The sequence below is a fragment of the Pseudomonas sp. B5(2017) genome, assembly GCF_002112825.1.
GTDB lineage: Bacteria > Pseudomonadota > Gammaproteobacteria > Pseudomonadales > Pseudomonadaceae > Aquipseudomonas > Aquipseudomonas putida_Z.
In genome coordinates this window covers 208,467-232,138 of record NZ_NEIR01000002.1, presented here as the reverse complement: position 1 = coordinate 232,138, position 23,672 = coordinate 208,467, and the positions used below count along the sequence as shown (strand labels likewise).

Here is a 23,672-nt window from a genome sequence, read left to right as displayed (position 1 = left end):
CTAGCTCCGAAAGTATCTGAACCCATGAGTCCACCAGCATGAAAACCTGCTATAGCAGCCAAAATTACTGCGCAGGGTACATCGCCGACAGGCCTTCATTTTTCAGCAAGACCCTCGCAAGTTCTATATCAGAATGGCTTAGCCTCGTCACCCCCCTATTTTTCATTAAACTTCAAGAAATTCTTGGATTGCAAAGCTATTTCATTCCATTTATCTAGCTTATCCCACCCACATTCGATCTTCACAATACTTTGCCTGTCCTCAGATGGTGCAATTGGCCTTGGTTTTTCACTGATCATGACATATCCGAAAGCCAGCCCCGCACAACCAGCAGGAACACATAAAGCGACTGCAGCACTAACTCTAAGTGCATTCCATACAATCTCGTATAGCATTATCCAGCCGCCTTTTTTTGCGCTCGCTCCGAACTCATTTTTATCGCTCCACTAGACTTTCATTCATATGCCGCTGCAGCGGGCTCAGGAAATAACTTATAACTTTCCGCCTATCTACAATTACTTCCGCACGCACAGACATTCCCGCTGTCAACGGCATATCCTTTTCCCCTATGCGCAACGTTTCCTTACCCAATTGGACCCGAGCGCTATAGACCAAGCCCCGCCGCTCGTCCTCAATGGCGTCATGTGAAATGCTCTGAACTACACCAGGCACAACCCCGTACTTGGTAAACGTGAACGTCTCGACTTTCACTTCCACCGGCTGCCCCGGATACACAAAGCCGATATCCTTGTTCTCGACTTTCACTTCCACTTCCACCGGCTGGCCCGTTGGCACAATGACCATCAATGTCTGCGCGGGCGTAACCACACCACCTTGGGTATGGATGGCCAGTTGCTGGACGGTACCGTCAACGGGTGATGTCAGAACCTTGAGGCGATGGCGCTGCTCGGCCTTGTTCAATTCTTGTTCAAGGGTTGCAATGCGCCGCTGCGCATCACCGTGAAGATCGAGCATGGCTCTGCGCAGCTGGGCAATGGCACCGCTTCGACGGTGCTGAGCAGCAAGCCGTGCAGCGTTCAACTCGTCGATGCGTGAGCGCTGGAGTGCCAGTTCGCGCTCTTGCTCCAGGCGGGCCTGTTCCTTTTCCAGGTAGGTGTGCTTGGCCACGGCCGATTCACTGAACAAAAGCTTGTAATCCGCCGTCAGTTGGCGGGTGATAACCAGCAGTTGCCGGAGCGCGTCAGCCCGGCCTTGGGCAGAACGGATTTCGGCAGCGCGTTGACCGATTTCGGCATCAGCCTGTTCCAACGTGGCCTGAAGCTCGAGGTACTGCCCTTCCAGCCAGCGTTGCGCGCTTGCCTGCTGCGCGGCCGTGGCCTGCGGTATCAGTGGTGCCAGGGAAGCAGGCGCGTCATCGCCGTCCAGCGCACTCAGCAGTGTGCTGGCTCGTGCCTGGTCGATCCGCGCCGCCAGCAGTTCGCTGCCCAAGCGCTTTACATCGGCCTCGGTCAACTGCCCTTCCAGCTCGACCAACGCATCGCCTTTGCGCACTGTCTGGCCATCGACGACGTGGATCGCCTGCACAACCGCGACCTCGCTGGCCTGGATCAGCTTGCTCCTGCCGCTGGGTACGATCTTGCCCTCGGCACTGGCAACGACGTCGATCTCACCGATACAAGCCCAGACAAGTGCCAGCCCGATGAACGTCAGCAGGCTCCACTGCAGGTAGCGCGGCAAGGGATGTACTGGTGTTTCCTGCAGGGACAGTGCCGCTGGTAAAAAGGCCAGCTCATCCGGCTCATGGATGGGGCCATCCATGCGTCGGCGCTGTCGCCAGGCCCCTCGCCACGCTTCCCGATAGCGCTCGAAAAGCTCCTTGAAGGCCGTGCTCATACGGCAGCCCCAAGTTGCAGCCGATACAGATAGGCGTAGGCGCCTTGTGGCTTGCCCACCAACTCGTCATGAGGCCCTTGCTCGATGATCTGCCCGCGCTCCATGACCACGATACGGTCGGCGTGACGTACAGCCGAAAGCCGGTGGGCAATTATGATCACCGTGCGCTGCGCGCAGATCCGCGCCATGTTCTGCTGGATGATCCGTTCGGACTCATAGTCCAGCGCACTGGTGGCCTCGTCGAAAATCAGGATGCGTGGGTTGCCGAACAGCGCCCGGGCGATGGCAATGCGCTGTCGCTGGCCACCTGACAGGCTGGCACCGTGCTCGCCGACCAAGGTTTCATAGCCATCCGGCAATTCGAGGATGAACTCGTGGGCCCCCGCCAGCGTCGCTGCGGCGATGACCTCTTCAAGCGGTGCCGCCGGGTTGCCAAGGGCGATGTTCTCGCGCACGGTGCGCCGAAAAAGCACGTTCTCCTGCAGCACCACACCGATCTGCCGACGCAGTGAAGCCACATCGGCTACCGCCAAGTCGGCACCGTCGAGCAATACCCGCCCCCGCTCGGGTGAGTACAACCTCTGGATCAGGCGTGTCAGCGTGCTCTTGCCTGACCCCGAGCGACCTACAATGCCAACCACTTCTCCGGCAGCAATCTTCAGGCTGACATCGCGCACGACTTCGCCCCCGTCCGGCCGGTAGCGAAAACACACACGATCGAGCTCGATCTGCCCGACTAGTGCTGGCAGCACCGTACCCTTGCCCTGGTTGACCTCGGTACGGGTGTTGAGAATGTCGCCCAGGCGTTGAATCGATACGCCTGTCTGCTGGAAGCTGGTCCAGAGTTGAGCCAGCCGGATAATGGGTTGCGAGACGCGCCCTGCCAGCATGTTGAAGGCGATCAGTTCGCCCACCGTGAGTTCGCCGTCGATGACCAGGCGAGCCCCCAGCCACAACGTGGCGACCGTGACCAGCTTGCCGATCAGGCCTACGCTCTCATTCGCGAGGTTGGAAAGGTTCTGGGTCTTGAAGCTGGCCGATACATAAGCAGCCAACTGATTGTTCCAGCGCCGGGTAATCTGCGGTTCCACGGCCATCGACTTCAGCGTATCGATGCCGTTCACCGCCTCCACCAGAAATGCTTGATTCTCGGCGCCGCGCTGGAAACTCTGATCGATCCGCGCCCGCAACAGTGGGGTAACGACCAAGGATACGAGAAAATATAAAGGCAATGAGCCGACGACCACCAACGTCAACCAGCCGCTATAAAGGAACATGACAGCGATGAAGACCACCGTGAACACTACATCCAGCAACAGCGTGACACTGTTGTTGGTCAGGAAACTTCTGATGTTCTCCAGTTCTCGTACTCGGGCAACCGAGTCACCGACTCGCCTGGCCTGAAAGTAGGCGGCGGGAAGATCGATCAAGTGCCTGAACAGTCTTGCACCTAGTTCGACATCAATCCTTGACGCTGTATGAGCTGCCACATAAGTACGCAAACCACTCAGCAATGTTTCAAATAGAACCACGACCAACAAGCCCAGGGCGATAACATCCAGTGTGGTCAACCCACGATGCACCAGTACTTTGTCCATTACCACCTGGAAGAACAGAGGTGTCAGCAACGCCAATATCTGAATGACCAAGGAGACAACAAGCACTTCGCCAAATAGCCGCCTGTACTTCACCACGGCCGGAATGAACCAGGTCAGATCGAAACGCGACAGCCCATGCGGCAACTGGGCATCGGAGCGAACCAGAATGAGTTCTCCCGACCAGCGCATGGCAAGTTCTGCCAAGGTCAGCGCTTGTGGTGCACGGGAACCTGGGGCTTGCACCAGAACCTGCTCACCTTCCGCGCGAGCAATGATGAAATACTCACCACGCGTATCCACGGCTATGGCAGGCAATGGCGCATGCTTAAGCCGATTCGGATCGATGCTGCGATGCTTGGCCTTGAGACCTAGTTGCTGAAATGCCCGGAGTATTGCGCCAGTCGAGAATCGCTCACCCGCTGGTGCATGGTCGTGCTGCAACTGCTCGGCAGAGACGGCTATATCATGATAACGCGCCAGCGTGATCAGACAGACCAGCCCACTTTCAATAGCGCTGGTATTACACCCATAAGACAAATCAGGCACCACGCCACCTCATATAAAAACTGAACATGAGGCGATACTAGCCTGAAGCAATAGGACAAGCGTCCTACAAGGCTCCGACAGATGCGTGGGACACTTCTGACTTTAAAGCAATATTCGTAGGAAATTTCCTATCGACAATAGATTCAATGTAGGACGTTATACCTAGTGTCGTAGGAAAGAATGACTAAAATTAATCATATCCACTCTAGAATGGGCATTTGAGTGGATATGTCGGTAATCAACGGATCAAGGCACCCAGCCCATCGAGCAACCGCTGCAAAGCCCCTTGATTGGCCCGCATTACCGCCCTGCCCGCCTCGCCCATGCGCTGCGCGTCCTGCGGCAACTCGACCAGCCGCCGCACCGCTTCGGCCAGCCCGTCGGCATCGTCCACCTGCTGCAACGCCCCCGCCTCTCGCAGCATCGCGCTGATTTCGAGGAAGTTGAACACATGCGGCCCCATCAGTACCGGCAAGGCCAGCGCCGCGGGCTCCAGCGGGTTGTGCCCGCCGGTCGCCACCAGGCTGCCACCGACGAAGGCAATGTCGGCCAGGGCATAGAGGAACAGCAGTTCGCCCATGGTATCGCCGAGCAATACGCGAGTCTGCGCATCAACCGGCGTGCCGGCAGAGCGCCGCACGGTGGTGAACTGTTCGCTGCACAGCGTATGCACCGCTGCGAATCGCTCGGGGTGGCGCGGCACCAGGATCAGCAGGGCATCGCCATGCACCTGCAACAACTGCCGATGTGCCTGCAGGATCAATGCATCTTCACCTTCGTGGGTGCTGGCGGCGATCCACACCGGGCGCTGTTCGGCCCCCCACTGTTCACGCAATGCCTTGGCACGCGGCAACAGTTGCTCATCGATCTTCAGGTCGAACTTGATCGAACCGGTGACCTGCACGCACTCCGGACGCGCGCCCAGGTCACGAAAACGCTGGGCCTCGGTTTCGGTCTGCACGGCAATCAGGCTCATCTCGGCCAGCATCGGCCGGGTCAGCCTGGCAAAGCGCCCATAGCCACGGGCCGAGCGCTCAGACAAGCGTGCGTTGGCCAGCGCTACTGGAATGCCGCGCTTCGCACACTGGTGAATGTGGTTGGGCCACAGCTCGGTTTCCATGATGATGCCCAGCTTCGGCTGCACATGGTCGAGAAAGCGCCCTGCCGCCCAAGGCAGGTCGTAGGGCAGGTAGCAATGCTGCACGCGAGGTTCGTCGGCGAACATGGCGCGAATACGCTCTGAACCGGTGGGGGTCATGCAGGTAAGCGTGATTGGCAATTCCGGGTAGGCCTTGAGCAAGGCGCGCACCATCGGTGCCGCCGCAATGCTCTCGCCCACCGATACCGCGTGTACCCAGATGCCGCCCCGGCGCATGGCCGGCAGCCTGAAAGCAAAGCGCTCGCCGATGCGTTGGCCATAGGCCGGCGCCTTGCGCGCGCGCAGGTAAAGGCGCAGCGCAACCAGCGGCAGGCCCAGGTGAAACAACAAGGTATAGAGAGTTCTGTTCATGGCCGCGGAGTTTACCCGATCGCGCGCAGGTGCACCGCAAAGCGCTCGGCCAGCCACTGCGCGGCAGGCCCCAGTGGCTCGTCGCGGCGCCAGGCCAGTTCCACCACCAAGGCCGGTGGCCGCCACTCGCTGTCCAGTTCGACCATGTGCGCCTGGTAGGTCGGATACTGCACCACGTGCCGCGGCAGCCAGGCCCAGCCCAGGCCGCGCATCAGCAGTTCGGCCATGGCGTAGAAGCTGTCGGCGCGCCACACCTGCGGGCTGATCGCCTCGCCGCCAGGATAGCCGCTTTGCTGCGGGGCAATCAGCAATTGTCGGTGACGCGCCAATTGCTGCCGGGTAACCCGGCCTTCGCCGGCAAACGGGTGACCGACCGCGCACACCGTGACCATTTCCACACTGCCCAGGGCGCGCCGCTCCAGCGAGGCCGGGATGCTCTCGTGGTGGAAGAACAGGCCAAGATCAGCGCGCCGCTCCACCAGCTTGCGCGCCACGTCGCCCTGGGCACCGCTGGCCAGCTGCACCTCCAGGAATGGGTAGCGGCTGGCCAGCTCGTCGAGGCTGTCGATGACCGGCTGGTAGGGCATGGCTTCGTCCTGGGCGACCCGCAACAAGGCCTCCTGCCCGCGCATCAGCGCCAACGCACGGCCATCCAGACGCTCGCACTGGCGCAACAGTTCGCGGGCATCTTCCAGCAGGGCGCTGCCGTTCTCGGTCAGCTTGGGTTGTCGGCCACTGCTGCGCTCGAACAAGGTGACCCCCAGGTCGGTTTCGAGCAGGGCGATCGCGCTGCTGATCGCCGACTGGGCCTTGCGCTGCTCGCGGGCCACGGCAGAGAACGAGCGCAGTTCCGCAACGCGCAGGAAGGTACGCAACTGTTCAAGGTTCCACTGCTCGGCCATCGACCTATCTCCAATAGTGATAGGTAATGACTTTACCCCATCCAGGTTACGTCTAGAATGCCCGACCAGTTACCGGAGGATCCCGCCATGAATGCCTACACCTACCTCGCTATCGCCATCTGCGCCGAAGTCATCGCCACCGCTTCCATGAAAGCGGTAAAAGGCTTGAGCACGCCCTTGCCGTTGCTGCTGATGGTGGTTGGCTATGGCATTGCGTTCTGGATGCTGACCCTGGTGGTGCGCAGCATTCCGGTGGGGATCGCCTATGCCATCTGGTCGGGGCTGGGGATTGTACTGATCAGTGTGGCGGCGCTGGTGATCTATGGGCAGAAGCTGGATGTGCCAGCGATGCTGGGGATGGCCATGATTGTGGGTGGGGTGGTGGTGATTCAGCTGTTTTCGAAGACTGCTGGGCATTGATGTTTGCCTGATGGATTTTGGGGCCGCTTCGCGGCCCTATCGCGACACAAGGCCGCTCCTACAGGGACCGAGGCATACGCGGGGCCTGTAGGAGCGGCCTTGTGTCGCGATAGGGCTGCGCAGCAGCCCCAGGATCGCAAAGCCCACATCGGCCCGACCCTGTATACTTGCCAGCTGTCCCAGTCTTCGAGGTACCGCCATGCCATCCGCCATTTCCACTGACGTGCTGATCGTCGGCGCCGGGGTCGCAGGCCTCTGGCTCAATGCCCGCCTGCGCCGGCTGGGCTACTCGACAGTACTGGTGGAACGCGCCAGCCTTGGCGGCGAGCAGACCATCAAGTCCCAAGGCATCATCCATGGCGGCACCAAGTACGCCCTGCACGGTGCCCTGACCGGCGCCTCGGAAGCCATCGCCGACATGCCGCGACGCTGGCGCGAAGCGCTGAGCGGCAGCGGCGAGCTGGACCTGACCCGCACCCACCTGCTGTCCGACGCCCACTACCTGTGGTCACCAGGCACCCTGGCCGGCAACCTCACCAGCTTCTTCGCCAGCAAGGCCGTGCGCGGCCGGGTCGACCAGGTGAAGGGCGAGCAACTGCCGCCGGCGCTGCAGGACCGCGCCTTCAAGGGCAAGGTCTATCGCCTGGCCGAACTGGTCATCGACGTACCCAGCCTGCTGGCCAACCTGGCCGAACTGGCAGGCGACAGCCTGCTGGCCGGTGAGCGCATCGAGCCACTGCGCGAGGGAGACGACCTGGTCGGCCTGCGCGTCGACGAGCGCGACATCCGCGCCCAGCGCATCGTGCTCAGCGCCGGCGCCGGCACCGAAGAGCTGCTGCATGCCCTGGGCCTGAACCAGCCAGCCATGCAGACACGCCCGCTACATATGGTGATGGCCAAGGGTGCCAACCTGAAACCGCTTTACGCCCATTGCCTGGGTGGCGGGCCAAAGCCACGGGTGACGGTTACCACCCACCCCGCCGCCGATGGCCAGTGGGTCTGGTACCTGGGCGGCGACCTGGCCGAAGCCGAAGGCGTTGCCCGCGAGCCGGCTGCGCAAATCGCCGCGGCACAGAAAGAAATCGCCAGCCTGCTGCCATGGGTCGACCAGAGCCAGGTGCGCTGGGCCACCCTGCGGGTCAACCGTGCGGAACCGGCGCAATCGGGCCTGGTACGCCCGGACAACGCCTTCCTCGCCGACCAGCAACGCCTGCTGGTCGGCTGGCCGACAAAGCTGGCCCTGGCACCGGACTTCAGCGACCGAGTCATCAGCCACCTGGAGCGCGACGGTATCCGCCCACAGGCACAGGCCGACCTGTCCGACCTGCCACGCCCACCGCTGGGCGTACCGGCCTGGGAGCAACTGCTGCCATGAGCCTGCCGACCCTGCACGACTTCCATCGCCCCTTGGGCAGCACCGGTTTCAAGGTTTCGCCGCTTGGCCTGGGCACGGTCAAGCTGGGCCGCGACCAGGGCGTGAAGTACCCCACCGGCTTCACCATCCCCGGCGATGACGAAGCCCGCCTGCTGCTGGCCCAGGCCCGCGAGCTGGGCATCAACCTGATCGACACCGCCCCGGCCTACGGTCGCAGCGAAGAGCGCCTGGGCCCGCTGCTGCGCGGCCAGCGCGATGAATGGGTGATCGTCAGCAAGGTTGGTGAAGAATTCGACAATGGCCAATCGCACTTCGATTTCAGCGCCGCCCACACCCGCCGCTCGGTGGAGCGCAGCCTGCGGCGCCTGGAAACCGACCGCATCGAGCTGGTGCTGGTGCATTCCGACGGCAACGACCTGGCGATCCTGGAACAGCAGGAGGTCTACCAGACCCTTGCCGAGCTCAAGCAGGAGGGCAAGATCCTCGGCTTCGGCCTGTCCGGCAAGACCGTCGCCGGCGGCCTGAAGGCGCTGGAGCAAGGCGACTGCGCCATGGTCACCTACAACCTCAACGAACAGGCAGAACGCCCGGTGCTGGACTACGCTGCCGAGCACGGCAAGGCCATCCTGGTGAAGAAGGCCCTGGCCAGCGGGCATATCTGCCTGGCCCCCGGCGTTGACCCGGTGCAGGCCAGCTTCGAGCTGCTGTTCGCACACCCCGGCGTCAGCAGTGCTATCGTCGGCACCATCAATCCGTTGCACCTGGCCCACAACGTGGCCACCGTCGCCCGTATCCTGGGCCAGCATTGAGTTGCCCCAGGCCCGCGGGCCTGGACTGACCCGACGCAAGGAGGAGCCTCGTGGCGCGAACGCTGATCCGCAAGAACCCGAGCAACTTCAAGACACTGCCGCTGCATGTCGAGGCCACGCCCGAAGGGCTGATCTATCAGAGCATCGGCATGCCGCTGAACTTTGCCCAGATCCAACAACGGCGCAAGGCCATCCAGTTGCCCGACGTGCAGCGCTTCGTGATCGAACTGGCCAACCTGGGCGTGTCGGTGCGGCTGACCCTGCATTGGCAGAACCGCGATTATTGGGTGCTGGTACGTCAGCGCCGGCAAGACCGTGGCGATGTGGTGCTGAAACTGATTTCCGGCTATGTGCCGGCGCAGGAGCTGAACCTGCCATTGCACACGGCCGTGCAGGAAGTGGCCGAGGAATGCCTGCTGGAAACCCCGGAAGGCTGGCTGGGCGGGCGCTTCAACGACACCTGGTTGCCGGTGCCCTACGCTGCCGCCCTGCACTACCGCGAAACGCCGCACTTCGTGCTGGCCCCGGAGTCCGGTGCCGCGCGCCCGGTGCACTGCGGCAAGCTGATGCTGCTGGAACGGCCACGGGCGTATGTGCACCTGCCCACCGCCTCGCTGCAACTGATCTACGACATGCGCCTGCAGGTACCCCGGGACGCCAAGAAGCTCAGCCTGTTCCACGTTGATGAGCGGCTGGAGGGCGACCAACTGGTGGCGCGGCTAAACCGCAAACGGCCAGACCTGTACCTGATGCCATTGAAGGACGGCCAGCCACTGGCTGAACTGTATACGGTAAAGAAAGATGAACTGGTGCCGGCGAGCACGCGCGGGCTGTACCTGGCCGAAAGTTTTGCCCGGCAGGAAGGCTGGGTGGTCACGGACGAGCGGGTGCGCTGGAAGGATTGGGTGAAGCAGCAGGGGTTGGTGGAGAACAAGCCGGTGCGGGCATCGCACCTGCAGCGGTTTGGCGACAAGGCGCGGGAACTGCTGGAGCGGGCGCGGACCTCATTGCACAAGTAAGACTCTGGGGCTGCTTCGCAGCCCATCGCGACACAAGGCCGCTCCTACAAAGGATCGCGCAAGCCTTGAAGTTGCGTGGCCTGGTGTAGGAGCGGCCTAGTGTCGCGATGGGCCGCAAAGCGGCCCCCGGGGTCGATCAGTTCTTGCGAATCTTCTCGACGATCGCCGTGGTCGAGCTGTTCTCGACCAGCCCCAGCACCTTCACGGTACCGCCATAGGCCTTGACGATATCGGCACCCACCACCTGGTCGATGCCATAGTCGCCACCCTTGACCAGCACGTCCGGCTTGACCTGGCTCAGCAGGTTCTCCGGCGTGCCCTCGGGGAAGCTGATGACCCAATCCACTGCCCCCAGCCCGGCCAGTACGGCCATGCGCCGGTCGACGCTGTTGATCGGCCGGCCCGGCCCTTTCAGGCGGCTGACCGAGGCATCGTCGTTGACCGCGACGATCAGGCGATCGCCCTGGGCCCGCGCCTGCTCCAGGTAGGTGACATGCCCGGCATGCAGGATGTCGAAGCAGCCGTTGGTGAAGACGATCTTCTCTTTGTGCGCCCGCGCGTCGTCGATGGCCAGCAGCAGTTGCTCCAGGCCCAGCACGCCGCGCTCGGAGCCTTCCTCACGCTGGATCGCCCGGCGCAGCTCGGGGGCGCTGATCGCAGCCGTACCCAGCTTGCCGACCACGATGCCCGCCGCCAGGTTGGCCAGGGCCACGGCGTGGGGCAGGTCCTCGCCGGCAGCGATGGCCGCGGCGAGGGTGGAGATGACGGTATCACCGGCACCGGTCACATCGAACACTTCACGCGCCCGCGCCGGCAGGTGCAGCGCCGGCTGGCCGACGCGCAGCAGGGTCATGCCGTGCTCGCCACGGGTCACCAGCAAGGCGCCAAGGTCCAGGTCCTGCAGCAGCTGCAGGCCCTTGGCGACCAGCTCGGCCTCATCGGCGCAACGGCCGACGATGGTCTCGAACTCGCTGAGGTTGGGGGTGATCAGGCTGGCGCCACGGTAGATGGAAAAGTCCTTGCCCTTGGGGTCGGCCAGCACCGGAATACCTTTGGCCCGCGCCGCCTGGATCAGGCTCTGGTGGTTTTTCAGTGCGCCCTTGCCGTAGTCGGACAGGACCAGCACCTTGACGCCCTCGAGCAGGCTGTCGACCTCCGCACCCAGCGACAGCGGGTCGGTGGCGAACGGTTCTTCGAAATCGATGCGCAGCAACTGCTGGTGACGGCTCATGACCCGCAGCTTGACGATGGTCGGCTGGTGCGCGATGCGCTGGAACACCGAGCGCACGCCTGCAGCCTGCAGGCTGTTGGCCAGGCTGTCGGCGGCCTCGTCCTGGCCGGTGACGCCAATCAGCGAAGCCGGCGCGCCCAGGGCGGCGATGTTCAAGGCAACGTTGGCCGCGCCGCCGGGGCGATCCTCGATCTGATCGACCTTGACCACCGGGACTGGCGCTTCAGGCGAGATACGCGAAGTACCGCCATGCCAGTAGCGGTCGAGCATGACATCGCCGACCACCAGTACCGGGGCTTGATCGAAACGCGGCATGGACAACTTCATGGGCAACCCATATGGAAATAATGAACAGGGGCAGGATATTAGCACAGGGTAGACGACGGCTTTATGGCCAGATCACCCCAGGAAAATTCCCGTGACAATCGGGGCCGCGATGGCCCCGATCAACGAGGGGTCAGGTGATATCGGCCTTGGCCGGCTCATCCAGGCCCATGGCATGCAGGCGGGCATAATGGCCATTGGCCGCGAGCAGCTCGGCATGGGTGCCGCGCTCGACCAGCCGGCCCTGGTCCATGACCAGGATCTGGTCAGCCTTCTCGATGGTCGACAGGCGGTGGGCGATCACCAGCGTGGTACGGCCCTGCATCACATGGTCCAGGGCAGCCTGGATATGCCGCTCGGACTCGGTATCCAGCGCCGAGGTGGCTTCGTCGAGGATCAGCAGCGGCGCGTTCTTCAGCAGTGCCCGGGCGATGGCCAGGCGCTGGCGCTGGCCGCCGGAGAGCAGCACGCCGTTTTCACCCACTTCGGTATCGAAGCCTTTTGGCAGCCGGTCGACGAACTCCTTGGCGTAGGCATCGGCCGCAGCGGCTTCGATGTCGGCGCGCGGGGCGCCGGCCAGGTCGCCATAGGCGATGTTGTTGGCCACGGTATCGTTGAACAGGGTGACATGCTGGGTCACCTGCGAAACGTGACGACGCAGGTTGCGCAGGCGATAGTTCTCGATCTCCACGCCATCGAGCAGGATCTGCCCCTGGTCGTGGTGATAGAAGCGCGGGATCAGCGCCGCCAGGGTCGACTTGCCGCTGCCGGAGCGGCCGACCAGGGCAATCATCTGGCCCGGCTCGGCCACGAAGCTGATATCGCTCAGCACCTCACGCTCGGTACCCGGGTAGGTGAAGCTCAGGTTGCGCACTTCCAGGCGCCCTTCCACCCGCTCCTTCTCGACGGTGCCGCTGTCCACTTCAGGCGCTTCGTCCAGCTGCTCGAAGATGCTTTCGGCACCGGCCAGGCCCTTCTGGATGGTCGAGCTGACTTCCGAAAGCTGACGAATCGGCTTGGGCAACAGGCCGGCAGCGGTGATGTAAGCCACCAGGTCACCGGCAGTGGAGTCACCGCGCAGGAACAACACCAGGAACATCAGCGCGGCCATGGCGGTGTAGATCACCAGTTGCAGCATCGGCGTGTACAGCGAGCCGGTCTTGGTCATTTGCAACTGCTTGTCGGTGTTGCTCTGGCTGGCCTTGCCGAAACGCTGCTCTTCGTAGGCCTCGCCGCCAAAGCTGCGCACCACGCGGTAGCCCTGGATGGTTTCCGAGGCAACGTGGGTGACGTCGCCCATGGCCACCTGGATCTTCTTGCTCTGCTTGCGGAATTTCTTGCTGGCGACGCTTACCATCACTGCAATCACCGGCAGGATGGCGACCATCACCAGGGTCAGGTGCCAGTTCATCCACAGCAGGTAGCCGAACAGGAACACCACGGTCAGGCCTTCGCGGATCACCACCTTGATCGCATCGGTGGCGGCACCGGTGACCATGGTCACGTTGAAGGTGATGCGCGAGATCAGGTGCCCGGAGTTGTGGTTGTCGAAGTAGCGGTTAGGCAGCACCAGCAGCTTGTTGAACAGTTCCACACGCAGGTCGTGCACCAGGCACAGGGAAACCTTGGCCAGGAAGTAGTTGCCGAGGAACGAGCCCAGGCCCTGCCACGCGGCGATCAGGATGATCAGCAGCGGTACAGCCTGCAGCAGTTGCAGGTCGCGCAGGTAGGGGACGTTGGGGAACAACACCGCTTCGGGGTTGCTCAGCCCATCGACGAAATATTTCAGGATCCCGGCCAGCATCGGCTGGGTCGAGGCAAAGATCACGAAACCGATGATGCTCAGCAGGAAAATGCCGACATAGGGTTTCACATAGCTCAGCAGCCGGAAGTAGATCTTCAGGCTGGAGGTGTGTTCCGCCGGTCGCGGTGTTTCGGCCATTATCAAGCTCGCTGTTCAGGTTGAACCGGAAATTTTACCACAGGCATCATTTTCGGCACTCCCCCATGGCAGCAACATGGCCAGGCCCACGGGCAGCCAGCTGATGAACCATTCGGCACGTGGCGTACCGGTAAGGCTGGCGGCATCGAACTGCATGGCCAGGGTGGAGTACACCCAGAAACCAAGCAGGATCTTGCCGAACAGCGTGCCGCGTGCGCGGACGATTTCGCCCAGGGTGTACAGCCACACCATGACCCACAGCAGCATACCGGGCAGGCCCATCTCCACTGCGATGTGCGTGAACATGTTGTGGGTATGGTCGAAGTGCTTGCCCACTGCACTCACGTCGTAGGCAGCGCCCAGGCCAAGGCCGGTCCAGGGATGCGCGGCGATCATGTCGACCACGGCATGGAAGATTTCCGGCCGGTAGGACGAACCGCGCTGGGCGATCAGGTCGTACACGAGATAGAAGGCCAGGCCGGTGGCGATGGCCGCCAGCACGGCAAACACCCGGCTGTGGCGGTCACGGAACCACAGCGGGGCCAGGATCACGGTGAGCACAAGGGCCAGGATTGCCCCACGGCTCTGGCTGAGCATGGCAAACAACCCCAGGCACGCCAGCGCTGCCAGCCACAACAACTGCAGGCCACGTTGCCGCGGCGGCTCGTAAAGCAGGAAGAGCACGGCCGCACCGATGACGTAGGCGCCCAGGATCGGGTGCGATATCTCGCCGATGCCCTCCAGGCGGGCCAGCAAAGGCATGCCCAGCACGCCGTAGAAATGGATGACCGAGACCAGCGCGGCAACGGCCAGCAAGGCGCTACCGGCCAGCAGCAGCTGACGAATGCGGGCCTGGCCAAGCTGGCCCAGCAGCGGGAACGCCAGCAGGAATACCAGGATGTAGAGCAGGCGCTTGGCCTCGCGCCCCGGGTTTTCTGCGGCCGACCAGACCAGGCTGAGCCCGCTCCAGGCCAGCAGCAACAACACACTCCCCCACAAGGCCGGCTGACGCCGCCAGGCCTGCACTATTACTTGCCTTGCGGACCACGCCATTACCAGCGTCGGCAACCACAGGAACAGCACCAGGCCTTGCTGATAGACCTTGTTGCTCGGTGCCAGGGCAATCGCTGCCAGGAACCAGACCAGACCAAACCCCAACCAGGCTTGCGCCCAGTTTTTTTGATACAACATCCTTTCCCCCGATGAATCAAAGACACCATCCAATGGTGCTACAACATTATTTTCGGCATTATTGCCGGTCATTCTGTTCGCCCGACGACAAGGCTCTATTCATGCAATGCTCCCGGCTCCCCCAGGTCGACTTCGATCAGCTGACACAAGGCGCACAGGTGCTTGAGGCAGATAGCCATGGCGCCAAAGTCTACCTGCTCGCGGATGGTAATTTCCTCAAGGTTTTTCGTAGGAAGCGGCTGATTTCATCTGCACTGCTGCGCCCGTACTCGCAGCGCTTCGTCGACAACGCCGCACGCCTTGCACAACTGGGCATTCCCACCCTGGAGGTGATCAGCCAGCACAAGCTCGACCTGCCAGGGCGTACCGCCGTGCTGTACCGCCCGCTGCCAGGGCGCACCTTGCTGCAGATGTCGCGCGATGAGGGTTTCAGCTGGGACACCTACCTGCCGCGCCTGATCGAACTGATCCGCCAGCTGCATCGCAGCGGCGTGTACTTCCGCTCGTTGCACCTGGGTAATGTGGTAGTCACCCCCGACCAGCAACTGGGCCTGATCGACGTGGCCGACATGCGCTTCCTGCGCCCGCCGCTGTCGGCGCGCATGATTCGGCGCAATGTGCAGCATATGGTGCGCTACATCGAGCGGGAGAACCTGGGCGACCGCTTCCCCCTTGCCGCTTTCGAGGCAGCCCTGCTGGCGCGTTGAGCGTCAACTGCGCAGCAGGCTCTGCGAACCGTTGCAGAATGCCTGCCAGGCCTGCTCCGGGGCCAGCGCCTGGCGCTGCCGCGCGGCTACCGCCGGGGCACTGAGCGACGCACAACGCTCGATCGCCTCGGCCCAGGCATTTTCATTGGTAACGGGCAGGTAGCCACCGGTGTCCTGCAACTGCTCACGGAACACCTGCAGGTCGCTGCACACCACCGGCACGTCGGCCATGACCGCCTCCTGCACCACCAGCCCCAGGCCTTCGGAGCGCGAAGGCACCAATAGCCAGTCGAATGCCCGGTACAGCTGCTGCAGGTCGTCTCGGTGACCACTCAGGTGAACACGACCAGCCAGGCCAAGCGCATCGATACGAGCCTGCAGCACCGCACGCAGAGGGCCTTCGCCGATGATTGCCAACTGCAGGTCCGGCTGGCGCGCACTGGCCTTGGCGAACGCCTCGATCAGCATCTCGAAACCTTTGCTCTCCACCAGCCGCCCGACCGCGCCCAGCATCACTCCTGCTACCTGTGGCAACTGCAGGGCCTGCCTGGCCGCGTCCCGGCTCAACAACGGTTCGGCGAAAGCCAGTGGATCAAGGGCCATGCGCAAGGTCTGCACCGGCCTGCCCAGGTCGTGTTCGAGTGACGTGGCAAGTGTCTGCGAAACGGCGGCGATGCTCAGCCGCTCGGCCGGGAACATGCGCAGCAGGCGAACATCGCTGGCACTCAGGCGCGTCTTGCCGTGGAACAGCACCTTGGCACGCACCTGCGGAACCTGCTGCAACAACGGCAACACCAACCGCGCCACACCGACACCGTCGAGCAGCACGACTTCAGCCTGGGCCTCGTTCAGCGCCTTGCGCAAGCGCATGCGCAACCATGGGCGCAACAGGCGCCAGAAGTGCCGCCCTTTCAGCGCCCGTGACGGCATATGCCACTCCCGGGTCGAGCCAAGCCCACAGCAGAGCCCGCTACCCAGCAGCAGCCAGTTACTGATCCGGGCATCGGACCCCGCGTGCGACAGCACCTGCCGATGCACCTTGTGGATGGACATGTACGGCGTTCCACCCGCCCACATCATATTGACGATGTTCATGGGCCCTCTCCCGCTCATGTCAGGTGGGACACTTCATTGAACAAAAATGGTGATTCCCATGCCAATCACGGCACCCGCCACCAGCGTCAATGCCAACTTTATCCGATCACGTTTACGACGTTTGGCCTTGCGCTCCACTTCGATGGGCAAGGTCACGTGATTACCAAATCCAGTGTGCAATACTGCATCACCCTCCAAGGTGACCGCTGTCAGGTTTAACTCAGCATAGCGTCGGGAAAGTGCCTTCTCTCCAGCATAGGCGGCAAATGGCGCACAACGCTGGTAATCGCTCAAACGACGCAGCCCGGGGTTGAGCGAAAACGCCTGCCACTCGGCCTTGTCGGACAGCAGCGGGTAGCAAGGCACCCCGGCGATCACCTGGCGATCGCCCAGGTGGATGTAAGGGCTGTGGACGGCCAGGTCATGGGCATGGCTGCGCAGCCACACCTGCAACAGGTCGGGGCTGACCTCCAGGATGGCCCGGGAGTCTTCGACGAAGCCCTGGCGATAGAAGTGCCAGTCGTCCTCGCAGTGAAAGATGTAGGGCGTCTTGACGTGGCTGTAGGCCAGGTCGATAGACGGCAGCTGGCCCAGCTTGGGCCGGTTGACGAACACCTTGCAGTGCGGTTTCCAGTGCTCAGGCACAGCGGCATGCACGGCATCGTCACCGGAGTCTTCGGTGATGAATACTTCGCGAATGGGCGCGGTATTGTAGCGATCGAAACTCTCAAGGGTATCTTTGAGCAGATCGAACCGCCCACAACTGGTCACGACGAGCGTGACGTCACTCTCATTTGAAAAGCGCACCGGACTCCCTCCGCATTGCGACTATCGACTTTCAACGCCCGCTCCGCAGGCGCGAAAGTTCTTATGTTAGATGCCCAGCTTCAGGCGCAGCCGCTGCCATGCAGACAACGGCGGATGGGGCCTGAGCGCCGGGCGCATGTGGTCGACGATGCTACGTCCAACTGCGCCGAAACTGAAACGGGAAACCGCCAGATGGCGGCCATTTTCTGCAATCTGCCGGGCAAGTTCAGGTTCCGCACGCAAGTGGCAGAGCTTTTTCTGAAGGGTCGGGATGCTGTCATAGAACACCACGTTGTGCATGTCCTGCAGGCCCAGCGCGCGGTTCTCTTCCTCGCCCTGGTCATACGCCAGCAACACACAGCCACAGGCCATGGCTTCGAAGTTCTTGATCATGTATTCGCCCATGCCGACGTCGGCACTGACGAAGAAGCGGATCCGGTTGAGCGTGTTGCAGTAGTCCTCACCCGACTTGGTACGGGTCACCACCAGGTTCTCGACCCGCCCCAGCTCGTCCAGCAATGCCTTGCGGCCGCTGTAGGCCACGCTGTTGGTGCTGCCGACGAAGGCCAGTTCGATGTCGCGTTCACGCCCTTGGTCGGCAAGCAACTGCTCGTCGTAGCCCTTGGGCACGAACACGGCGTCGAAACCTTCCTGGCGCAGGCGCTCGCTGACCATGTAGCCGGAGCTGATCACCCGCGCCCAGGGCAGCTTGCGGTAATGGGCGCTGAACTTCCCGGTGTACTTGCACGGGATGTAGTTCTGGTAGGCATCGTGCTCGAGGATGACCAGGTTCGGCACGGTACGGATGAACGCCGCCTGGCGGATCTCCTGCTTGAAACGCAGGAAGAAGACAATGCGGTCATAGCGCTCGACCTGCACTTCACGCTTGAAATAGCGGCGCAGGTTGCGCTGGTCTTCGCTGGTCAACCAGCGCAGGTCGCACTCGCAGTTGGCCGCGACGCCATCGTACAGGCGGTCGAGAATCGCCCGCTGTTCCTTCTGCACCAGAAATAGGACTTTCATTGGGTTCCTTGGGCGCTCTGCGCCATCGCGGTCAACCATGGGGCGCGGCTACAGCTCACGCCGCCAGAACAGTTCATGTCGGCGCACGGCCTTGCGGAAGAATTCGTTCTCGCCGTAAGGCGACGGCCGCCGCCCGGCCAGCCAGCGCTGCAACAAGCGGCGCAGGCGGCGCTTGAACGGCGCCGGCGGCTGCAGGTCGTGCATCATGCCCAGGGCCATGGCCTTGTCGCGCTGGGTTGCCAGGTCCAGTACCAGGCTGCAAGGTGCCCACGCCTGGGCAGCGCTCAGCTGCGGCGGCAAGGCCACGCCGTCACCACTGTCGCCCATCGGCCAGCGGTCGTTGTCATGCAGGTGGTTGGCGTAGCACAGCAGGGTTTGCGGCTGCCAGGCCAAGCCTTGCAAGGCTTCCAGCACCGCTGCCTGGGCACATATGTGGTCAGGGTGCGGGTCGAGCTGCGGGTGCGGCATCACCAGCACCTCTGGCTTGGCCATTTCCAGCAAGGCCCGCAGGTCGGCCAGCAGGTTGCGCCAGGTCGGCGCGCCATCGTCGTCGGCCGGCAGCGGGAACGGGTTGAACCGGCGGAATACGCGAATGTCGGCGAGGTCGGCCTCCCGGGAAGCGGCCGGCTGGTCTGGCGCAGCCTGCATGGCAGGTAGTTGCAGGCAGAAGTAGCCCAGCTGCACGCAACGCGATTCCGCCACACCGGCCCAGCGTGGCACGGCGATACTGTCCCAGGCCCGCAGGCGGCCCTTCAGGCGCGCGGCCTCGGCCTTTGCCAGGCCCATCTGCTGATAGTGTTCGGCCTCGATCTCACCGGCGGTCAGGGTCACTACCCAGGTTTCGTCGGCCTGGCTGTAGAGCCCGTAAGCGGCCAGTTCGGCATCATCGGCATGCGGCGCGATCACCATCACCCGGCGCCGTTGCAGCTCGACCGCCGGGGTTATCCACAAGCGCGGCTGGCCCGACAGCCGGCAATGCCGGCCACGCAGGCGCAACGCGCCAGCCTGCAGAGGTGCGGCGAGGCCGGTCAAGTTGAGGAAGCGCACGCCATCGACGCCGCGCTCGAAGGTTTGCCGATCGGCCTGCTCGCCAGCCATCAGCTCGACCTGCGGGTCGAAGAAGCGCCCCAGCCAGCTGCTTTTTACCCGCAGTTCGAGAATCAGGGTTTCGTTGCCCTGCAGCACGCAGTCAGCCTTGAGCAGGCCGCCGCTCAGGCTGGCAGGAGCCTCCCGGGTCTGCTCGCCGAAGTCGTAGGCGTAGTCCTCGCCAGGCGCATAGAACAGGTGGTCGGCAAACCAGGCTTCATGGGCCGCCCACAGCAGCGGCAACAGCAACAGTGGCAACCACCACCAGCTGAACACACCTACGGCCACCAGCGCTACCAGGCCCGCCAGCAGGCCCAGGCGCTTGTTGCGCCGGTGGCGCTTGAGCAGCTGCTGCTTGCGACTCACGCCTGATACACCGGCACGGGGTTGCACCAGCGGTCCTTGTACTCGCGGTCGGCACGGCCGAACGAGAACCGCAGCGGCTTGTTGCGCGCACGGGCGTCTTCCCAGGCGGCCTGGGTATTGAGGAAGCTCAGCACGCTGCCGGGGCTGAAGGCCTTGGTTTCAGGGTCGACACCGCCATTGATGTACTCGACGCTGATCCATTCCGGCGCTTCGACACGGTAAACCAGCTGGATGGCAATCGGCTTGCCGTCCAACAGCAGCACCGAGCCGATCAGCAGCTCGCGCAGGCGCTCCAGCACCTCGGCCATGCGCTCGGCGCCGGTGGCAGGGAAGCCCCAGCGGCGCAGGAACAGGTCGCAGTACATGCTGGCGATTTCCTGCGCGCTGAAGTCGCTGATCGGGCGCACCACACCGCCCGCCTCTTCCAGCAGGCGCAGTTCGCGGCGCTGGTTGTAGCGGAACTTCTTCGACAGGTCTTCGTGGGCGCGGGCCATGGCCAACTGTTCCTTCTGCGCCTTGAGGCCGCTGAAGCGCCCCTGGTTCAGTTCGGACAGGTAGCGCGCGGCATGGCGCAACGGTGCAGCGGCATCGGCCGCCGCCGGCAGGATGATCTCGGCATTGCCCAGGTCGAACAGGGCCTTTTTGCCGGCACGCTTGAGCACATCCTTGGACAGCGCAAGGTGGCGCCCCCAGGTGGGGATGGCGGCCTTCAGCTCGCCGGCCTGGTGCCAGCCCAGGTAACGCACCGGGATCTGTGCCAGGTCCGCCAGCTGCTCGACCACCAAAGGATGGGTGGCGACACTGCCACCAAAGTGGGCCCATGCCTCGGCGTAGGCCTTGGCGTCGATAACTTGCCAACCGCGTTCGCGGAAGGCCTGGATACGGTTGAGCATCAGGCCTGCCCCACCAACGCACGGACTTGCGGCAGCTGCCAGAAGGCCTCGCGCACCGCCTGGTCGGAGAAGCGCTCACGCAGGCGCTGCAGCATGTGCTCGGCACAGGCCTGGCGCTGCTGCCCATCGAGCACGGCCATGTGCTTCAGGCCCTGGGCCAGTTGCCCGGCATCGCCCAGCGGGAACAGCACGCCAACACCCTCGACCACTTCGCGAGCACCACCACAGGCCGTGGCCAGTACCGGTACACCGGCGACCATGGCTTCGAGCAGGACCATGCCGAACGGCTCATGGTCGGAGCTCAGGGCGAATACATCGAACGCCTGGAAGTAACGGCGCGCATCCGGCACCTGGCCAAGGAAGTCCACTTGCCCGGCAATGCCCAGCTCGGCGGCCAGGGCCTTGAGCTTGGCTTCCAGGCGCCCCTTGCCAAGAATTGCCAGGCGGGCGCCCGCCGGCAGCCCCGGTAGCGCTTCGGCAAAGCCACGCAGCAGGGTGGCCTGGTCCTTGTCCGGGTGCAGGCGCCCGACGTTACCGACAATCCACGCCTGCGCATCCAGGCCCAAGGCCTGGCGGGCCTCGGCGCGTGGCACCAGAGCCGCTTGCAGGGCGTCGATGTCGATGCGGTTGTACAAGGTCTGGATACGCTCTGCCGGCCACTGCGGCAGACAGCGGCGCATGTCGTCACGCACTGCATCCGACACGCCCAGCAAGCTCAGGCGTTTGCTGAACAGGTTGGCGAAGATGCGTCGCCCCTTGCGCTCGTAATCACCGAAAGCATGGTGCACGCCGATCACCGGCAAGCTGGTGCCCAGCAACGCCACGTAGATCGGCTTGAAGCGATGGGCAATGCAGAAGGCGAAATTGCGCTCGGCCGCGATCCGCCGCAATGCACGGATGGCGCCGAGTTTCAGGCCGCGCACGGCCTTGGAGCTGAACTCCAGGAACAGCACCTCGTCCGACGCGCAGCCAGCCGCTACCTGCGGGTCGGCGGCGCCGGTGAGGAACACCGTGGTGACCTGGTAGCCACGCCCCTGGAACAGGCTGGCGTACTGACGGGCGCAGTCCAGGAACGGCCCGTCATAGCCATGGCAGAACTGCAGGATGCGCGGTTCAGAGCGGCTGGTCATACGGGGCCGCGCCGTCCTTCACAACCAGGATGTCTTCCATGATCAGGTACTGCAGGTCCGAGCCGAAGAACATGTTCAGGGCGTCGGTCGGCGAGCAGATCATCGGTTCACCACGGCGGTTCAGCGAGGTGTTCAGCGACACGCCGTTGCCGGTCAGGTCTTCCAGTGCCTTCATCATGTCGTAGTAGCGCGGGTTGTACTCGCGCTTGAGCACCTGGGCACGCGAAGTGCCGTCCTCGTGAACCACTTCCGGCACGCGGGTCTTCCACTCTTCAGCCACTTCGAAGGTGAAGGTCATGAACGGCGCCGGATGGTCGACCTTGATCATCTGCGGGGCGACGGTGTCGAGCATCGACGGGCAGAAAGGTCTCCAGCGTTCGCGGAACTTGATCTGCTCGTTGATGCGGTCGGCTACGCCAGGCACGCTCGGGCAACCAATGATCGAACGGCCGCCCAGGGCACGGGGGCCGAATTCCATGCGGCCCTGGAACCAGGCCACCGGGTTGCCATCGACCATGATCTTGGCGATGCGCTGCGGCATGTCGTCGAGCTTGCGCCACTTCGGCGCGTTCGGGTGACGGGCGCAGGCAGCGATCACGTCTTCGTTGGAGTACGAAGGGCCGAGGTAGACGTGTTCCATCTTCTCGACCGGCACGCCACGGGCGTGGGAAACGTAGGCGGCAGCACCCACCGCGGTACCGGCGTCACCGGAAGCAGGCTGGACGAACAGCTCTTTCAGGTCTGGGCGGGCGATGATCTTCTGGTTGAGCTTGACGTTCAGCGCGCAACCGCCAGCAAAGGCCAGCTTGCCGGTTTCACGCAGGACGTCGCCCAGGTAGTGATCGATCATCTGCAGGGCGATCTTCTCGAACAGCGCCTGCATGCTGGCCGCGTAATGGATGTACGGCTCGTCGGCGATGTCGCCTTCGCGCTTGGGGCCCAGCCATTCGATCAGCTTCGGCGAGAAGTAGAAGCCCTTGCCCTTCTCTTTATAGCGGCGCAGGCCAATGACGTTGGCGTATTCGGTGTTGATCACCAGTTCGCCGTTTTCGAAGCTGGCCAGGCGCGAGAAGTCGTACTTGCTGGCGTCGCCATACGGCGCCATGCCCATGACCTTGAACTCGCCATCGAGCATCTCGAAGCCGAGGAACTCGGTGATTGCGCCGTACAGGCCGCCCAGCGAGTCCGGGTCGAAGAACTCCTTGATCTTGTGGATCTTGCCGTTTTCGCCGTAGCCAAAGAAGGTGGTGGCGTATTCGCCTTTACCGTCGATGCCGAGGATTGCGGTTTTTTCCTTGAAGCCCGAGCAGTGGTAGGCACTGGAGGCGTGGGCCAGGTGATGCTCGACCGGCTCGATCTTGACCTTTTTCGGGTCGAAGCCCAGTTGCTCCAGGCACCAGACAATCTTCTTGCGGTAGCGCTTGTAGCGACGGTTGCCCATCAGGATGGCGTCGAGGGCGCGGTCCGGGGCGTACCAGTAGCGCTTGGCATAGTGCCAGCGCGCTTTGCCGAACAGGCTGATCGGGGCGAACGGGATGGCTACCACGTCGACGTCGGATGGCTTGATGCCTGCCTGTTCCAGGCAGAACTTCGCCGACTCGTAGGGCATGCGGTTCTTCGCATGCTTGTCACGCACGAAGCGCTCTTCTTCGGCGGCGGCAATCAGTTTGCCGTCAATGTACAAGGCCGCGGAAGGGTCATGGCTAAGGGCGCCGGACAGGCCAAGAATCGTCAATGCCAAGGGATTAGCCTCTTCATTCGGTAGAAATGCGCCAGCGGCCTCTTGGGCGGGTGGCGGCTAAAGGGCGGGATTATAACGCAAACATCAGGAACTGCGCGGTCGT

General features: G+C 63.1%; 19 protein-coding genes. 5 read left to right on the top strand and 14 right to left on the bottom strand.

Annotation, left to right across the window (positions count from 1 at the left end):
- Nucleotides 1-435 precede the first annotated feature (435 nt).
- The 4 genes from CAG00_RS03755 to CAG00_RS03740 all read right to left on the bottom strand — a co-directional run bounded on the left by CAG00_RS03755 (nt 436) and on the right by CAG00_RS03740 (nt 6,410).
- Nucleotides 436-1,854, bottom strand: coding sequence for an HlyD family type I secretion periplasmic adaptor subunit (locus CAG00_RS03755; RefSeq protein ID WP_085663532.1), 1,419 nt, complete (start codon nt 1,852-1,854; stop codon nt 436-438).
- Nucleotides 1,851-3,998, bottom strand: a complete 2,148-nt coding sequence (locus CAG00_RS03750) for a type I secretion system permease/ATPase (protein WP_085663627.1) — start codon at nt 3,996-3,998, stop codon at nt 1,851-1,853. The genes CAG00_RS03755 and CAG00_RS03750 overlap by 4 nt, the downstream gene beginning before the upstream one ends.
- A gap of 238 nt (nt 3,999-4,236) precedes the next feature.
- Nucleotides 4,237-5,508 (bottom strand): lipid IV(A) 3-deoxy-D-manno-octulosonic acid transferase, encoded by a 1,272-nt coding sequence (gene waaA, locus CAG00_RS03745; RefSeq protein WP_085663531.1) that lies wholly within the window; start codon nt 5,506-5,508, stop codon nt 4,237-4,239.
- An 11-nt stretch (nt 5,509-5,519) separates the two neighbouring features.
- Complete coding sequence (locus CAG00_RS03740; protein ID WP_085663530.1) at nt 5,520-6,410, bottom strand: LysR family transcriptional regulator; 891 nt, start codon at nt 6,408-6,410, stop codon at nt 5,520-5,522.
- 87 nt (nt 6,411-6,497) lie between these two features.
- Here CAG00_RS03740 and CAG00_RS03735 point away from each other — a divergent pair, with 87 nt between their 5' ends.
- The 4 genes from CAG00_RS03735 to CAG00_RS03720 all read left to right on the top strand — a co-directional run bounded on the left by CAG00_RS03735 (nt 6,498) and on the right by CAG00_RS03720 (nt 10,033).
- The gene (locus CAG00_RS03735; RefSeq protein ID WP_008095055.1) at nt 6,498-6,830 is read left to right on the top strand and encodes a multidrug efflux SMR transporter; all 333 of its coding nucleotides are present in this window, start codon (nt 6,498-6,500) and stop codon (nt 6,828-6,830) included.
- A 199-nt stretch (nt 6,831-7,029) separates the two neighbouring features.
- On the top strand, nt 7,030-8,205 hold the full coding sequence (locus tag CAG00_RS03730) for an FAD-binding oxidoreductase (protein ID WP_085663529.1): 1,176 nt from the start codon (nt 7,030-7,032) through the stop codon (nt 8,203-8,205).
- Nucleotides 8,202-9,014, top strand: coding sequence for an aldo/keto reductase (locus tag CAG00_RS03725; protein ID WP_013974470.1), 813 nt, complete (start codon nt 8,202-8,204; stop codon nt 9,012-9,014). The genes CAG00_RS03730 and CAG00_RS03725 overlap by 4 nt, the downstream gene beginning before the upstream one ends.
- A 50-nt stretch (nt 9,015-9,064) precedes the next feature.
- A complete protein-coding gene (locus CAG00_RS03720; protein WP_075046548.1) occupies nt 9,065-10,033 on the top strand; it encodes a metal ABC transporter ATPase in 969 nt (322 codons plus the stop codon).
- A 136-nt stretch (nt 10,034-10,169) separates the two neighbouring features.
- On the opposite strand, the gene hldE is transcribed toward CAG00_RS03720, so the two are convergent.
- The 3 genes from hldE to CAG00_RS03705 all read right to left on the bottom strand — a co-directional run bounded on the left by hldE (nt 10,170) and on the right by CAG00_RS03705 (nt 14,721).
- Complete coding sequence (gene hldE, locus CAG00_RS03715) at nt 10,170-11,591, bottom strand: bifunctional D-glycero-beta-D-manno-heptose-7-phosphate kinase/D-glycero-beta-D-manno-heptose 1-phosphate adenylyltransferase HldE (protein ID WP_061550410.1); 1,422 nt, start codon at nt 11,589-11,591, stop codon at nt 10,170-10,172.
- A 130-nt stretch (nt 11,592-11,721) separates the two neighbouring features.
- Nucleotides 11,722-13,530: a lipid A export permease/ATP-binding protein MsbA gene (gene msbA / locus CAG00_RS03710; protein WP_025340855.1), complete on the bottom strand. Its 1,809-nt coding sequence runs from the start codon at nt 13,528-13,530 to the stop codon at nt 11,722-11,724.
- A 15-nt stretch (nt 13,531-13,545) separates the two neighbouring features.
- The gene (locus tag CAG00_RS03705; RefSeq protein WP_085663528.1) at nt 13,546-14,721 is read right to left on the bottom strand and encodes an O-antigen ligase; all 1,176 of its coding nucleotides are present in this window, start codon (nt 14,719-14,721) and stop codon (nt 13,546-13,548) included.
- A gap of 101 nt (nt 14,722-14,822) precedes the next feature.
- Here CAG00_RS03705 and CAG00_RS03700 point away from each other — a divergent pair, with 101 nt between their 5' ends.
- Nucleotides 14,823-15,428, top strand: a complete 606-nt coding sequence (locus tag CAG00_RS03700; RefSeq protein WP_015272032.1) for a toluene tolerance protein Ttg8 — start codon at nt 14,823-14,825, stop codon at nt 15,426-15,428.
- 3 nt (nt 15,429-15,431) lie between these two features.
- On the opposite strand, the gene CAG00_RS03695 is transcribed toward CAG00_RS03700, so the two are convergent.
- The 7 genes from CAG00_RS03695 to CAG00_RS03665 all read right to left on the bottom strand — a co-directional run bounded on the left by CAG00_RS03695 (nt 15,432) and on the right by CAG00_RS03665 (nt 23,569).
- Nucleotides 15,432-16,523, bottom strand: coding sequence for a glycosyltransferase (locus CAG00_RS03695; protein ID WP_085663527.1), 1,092 nt, complete (start codon nt 16,521-16,523; stop codon nt 15,432-15,434).
- 33 nt (nt 16,524-16,556) lie between these two features.
- A complete protein-coding gene (locus CAG00_RS03690; protein ID WP_085663526.1) occupies nt 16,557-17,330 on the bottom strand; it encodes a glycosyltransferase family 2 protein in 774 nt (257 codons plus the stop codon).
- Between the two features lie 66 nt (nt 17,331-17,396).
- The gene (locus tag CAG00_RS03685) at nt 17,397-18,353 is read right to left on the bottom strand and encodes a glycosyltransferase (protein WP_085663525.1); all 957 of its coding nucleotides are present in this window, start codon (nt 18,351-18,353) and stop codon (nt 17,397-17,399) included.
- 48 nt (nt 18,354-18,401) lie between these two features.
- A complete protein-coding gene (locus CAG00_RS03680; protein ID WP_085663524.1) occupies nt 18,402-19,805 on the bottom strand; it encodes a PIG-L deacetylase family protein in 1,404 nt (467 codons plus the stop codon).
- Nucleotides 19,802-20,698 carry an antimicrobial resistance protein Mig-14 gene (locus CAG00_RS03675; RefSeq protein WP_085663523.1) on the bottom strand — a complete coding sequence of 299 codons (897 nt, stop codon included), beginning with the start codon at nt 20,696-20,698 and terminating at the stop codon, nt 19,802-19,804. Before CAG00_RS03675 ends, CAG00_RS03680 begins: the two co-directional genes overlap by 4 nt.
- A complete protein-coding gene (locus CAG00_RS03670; protein WP_085663522.1) occupies nt 20,698-21,828 on the bottom strand; it encodes a glycosyltransferase in 1,131 nt (376 codons plus the stop codon). Before CAG00_RS03670 ends, CAG00_RS03675 begins: the two co-directional genes overlap by 1 nt.
- Nucleotides 21,812-23,569 (bottom strand): carbamoyltransferase, encoded by a 1,758-nt coding sequence (locus CAG00_RS03665; protein ID WP_013974482.1) that lies wholly within the window; start codon nt 23,567-23,569, stop codon nt 21,812-21,814. The genes CAG00_RS03670 and CAG00_RS03665 overlap by 17 nt, the downstream gene beginning before the upstream one ends.
- Between the last annotated feature and the right edge of the window lie 103 nt (nt 23,570-23,672).

What these genes read in the sequence shown, in the direction of transcription:
- CAG00_RS03755 (WP_085663532.1), bottom strand. Translation starts at nt 1,854, where the DNA reads ATGAGCACGGCCTTCAAGGAGCTTTTCGAGCGCTATCGGGAAGCGTGG.
- waaA (WP_085663531.1), bottom strand. Translation starts at nt 5,508, where the DNA reads ATGAACAGAACTCTCTATACCTTGTTGTTTCACCTGGGCCTGCCGCTG.
- CAG00_RS03740 (WP_085663530.1), bottom strand. Translation starts at nt 6,410, where the DNA reads ATGGCCGAGCAGTGGAACCTTGAACAGTTGCGTACCTTCCTGCGCGTT.
- CAG00_RS03735 (WP_008095055.1), top strand. Translation starts at nt 6,498, where the DNA reads ATGAATGCCTACACCTACCTCGCTATCGCCATCTGCGCCGAAGTCATC.
- CAG00_RS03730 (WP_085663529.1), top strand. Translation starts at nt 7,030, where the DNA reads ATGCCATCCGCCATTTCCACTGACGTGCTGATCGTCGGCGCCGGGGTC.
- CAG00_RS03725 (WP_013974470.1), top strand. Translation starts at nt 8,202, where the DNA reads ATGAGCCTGCCGACCCTGCACGACTTCCATCGCCCCTTGGGCAGCACC.
- hldE (WP_061550410.1), bottom strand. Translation starts at nt 11,591, where the DNA reads ATGAAGTTGTCCATGCCGCGTTTCGATCAAGCCCCGGTACTGGTGGTC.
- msbA (WP_025340855.1), bottom strand. Translation starts at nt 13,530, where the DNA reads ATGGCCGAAACACCGCGACCGGCGGAACACACCTCCAGCCTGAAGATC.
- CAG00_RS03705 (WP_085663528.1), bottom strand. Translation starts at nt 14,721, where the DNA reads ATGTTGTATCAAAAAAACTGGGCGCAAGCCTGGTTGGGGTTTGGTCTG.
- CAG00_RS03700 (WP_015272032.1), top strand. Translation starts at nt 14,823, where the DNA reads ATGCAATGCTCCCGGCTCCCCCAGGTCGACTTCGATCAGCTGACACAA.
- CAG00_RS03695 (WP_085663527.1), bottom strand. Translation starts at nt 16,523, where the DNA reads ATGAACATCGTCAATATGATGTGGGCGGGTGGAACGCCGTACATGTCC.
- CAG00_RS03685 (WP_085663525.1), bottom strand. Translation starts at nt 18,353, where the DNA reads ATGAAAGTCCTATTTCTGGTGCAGAAGGAACAGCGGGCGATTCTCGAC.
- CAG00_RS03675 (WP_085663523.1), bottom strand. Translation starts at nt 20,698, where the DNA reads ATGCTCAACCGTATCCAGGCCTTCCGCGAACGCGGTTGGCAAGTTATC.
- CAG00_RS03670 (WP_085663522.1), bottom strand. Translation starts at nt 21,828, where the DNA reads ATGACCAGCCGCTCTGAACCGCGCATCCTGCAGTTCTGCCATGGCTAT.